The sequence below is a fragment of the Streptomyces prasinopilosus genome (assembly GCF_001419695.1).
GTDB classification, from domain to species: domain Bacteria; phylum Actinomycetota; class Actinomycetes; order Streptomycetales; family Streptomycetaceae; genus Streptomyces; species Streptomyces prasinopilosus.
Genome location: NZ_LIRG01000304.1, coordinates 1 through 1,593, shown reverse-complemented (window position 1 = coordinate 1,593; position 1,593 = coordinate 1). Strand labels below are relative to the sequence as shown.

The following is a 1,593-nucleotide window of genomic DNA, read 5'->3' as shown; positions in this document are numbered from 1 at the left end:
GGGCTGCCGGGACCGGACGGCGTTTCCTACGGAACCGTAACCTACGGCATCGTAAGTATGGCAGTGCGCGGCCCGGCGGCAAGAGCCCACGCACCTGCGCGTCCCGCCCGAGACCTATCCTTGGAACCGGTCGGACAGCGCGGTCCGCTCTGAACCACCCCCTTCCCGGACGACCCGGCCCGTATGCGGCGCCAGCCGCCCACGGGCGCCGTCCGGACCCCTCCAGACCAGCTTCCACACTGCAAGGAGCCGCACCTGTGAGCAGTGCCGACGACCAGACCGTGTCCACGGCGACCACGAGCAGCGAACTGCGGGCCGACATCCGCCGCCTGGGCGACCTCCTCGGAGAGACCCTCGTGCGCCAGGAGGGCCCCGAACTCCTCGACCTCGTCGAAAAGGTCCGCCGCCTCACCCGCGAGGACGGCGAGGCCGCGGCCGAACTGCTGCGCGGCACCGAACTCGAGACCGCCGCCAAGCTGGTCCGCGCCTTCTCCACCTACTTCCACCTGGCGAACGTCACCGAACAGGTGCACCGCGGCCGCGAACTGCGCGCCCGCCGCGCCACCGAGGGCGGACTGCTCTCCCGCACCGCCGACCGCCTCAAGGACGCCGACCCCGAGCACCTGCGCGACACCGTGCGCAACCTCAACGTCCGCCCGGTCTTCACCGCGCACCCCACCGAGGCCGCCCGCCGCTCCGTCCTCAACAAGCTGCGCCGCATCGCCGCCCTCCTCGACACCCCCGTCATCGAGAGCGACCGGCGCCGCCTCGACACCCGCCTCGCCGAGAACATCGACCTCGTCTGGCAGACCGACGAACTGCGCGTCGTACGCCCCGAACCCGCCGACGAGGCCCGCAACGCCGTCTACTACCTCGACGAACTGCACGCGGGCGCCGTCGGCGACGTCCTCGAGGACCTCACCGCCGAACTCGAACGCGTCGGCGTCACCCTCCCCGACGACACCCGTCCCCTCACCTTCGGCACCTGGATCGGCGGCGACCGCGACGGCAACCCCAACGTCACCCCCCAGGTCACCTGGGACGTCCTCATCCTCCAGCACGAACACGGCATCAACGACGCCCTGGAGATGATCGACGAACTCCGCGGATTCCTGTCCAACTCCATCCGCTACGCCGGCGCCACCGACGAACTCCTCGACTCCCTCAAGGCCGACCTCGACAACCTCCCCGAGATCAGCCCCCGCTACAAGCGCCTCAACGCCGAGGAGCCCTACCGGCTCAAGGCCACCTGCATCCGGCAGAAGCTCGAGAACACCAAGCAGCGCCTCGCCCAGGACACCCCCCACCAGAAGGGCCGCGACTACCTCGGCACCGGCGACCTCCTCGCCGACCTGCGGATCGTCCAGACCTCCCTGCGCGAGCACCGCGGCGCCCTCTTCGCCGACGGCCGCCTCGCCCGCACCATCCGCACCCTCGCCGCCTTCGGCCTCCAGCTCGCCACCATGGACGTGCGCGAACACGCCGACGCCCACCACCACGCCCTCGGCCAGCTGTTCGACCGGCTCGGTGAGGAATCCTGGCGCTACACCGACATGCCCCGCGACTACCGCACCAAGCTCCTCGCCAAGGAAC

The 1,593-nt window shown here is 70.8% G+C and carries 1 protein-coding gene; it reads left to right on the top strand.

What is annotated here, in order from left to right; genetic code table 11:
- Positions 1-257 precede the first annotated feature (257 nt).
- The coding region (locus AOK18_RS13810; RefSeq protein WP_157865093.1) for a phosphoenolpyruvate carboxylase at positions 258-1,593 on the top strand (1,336 nt) is incomplete at its 3' end.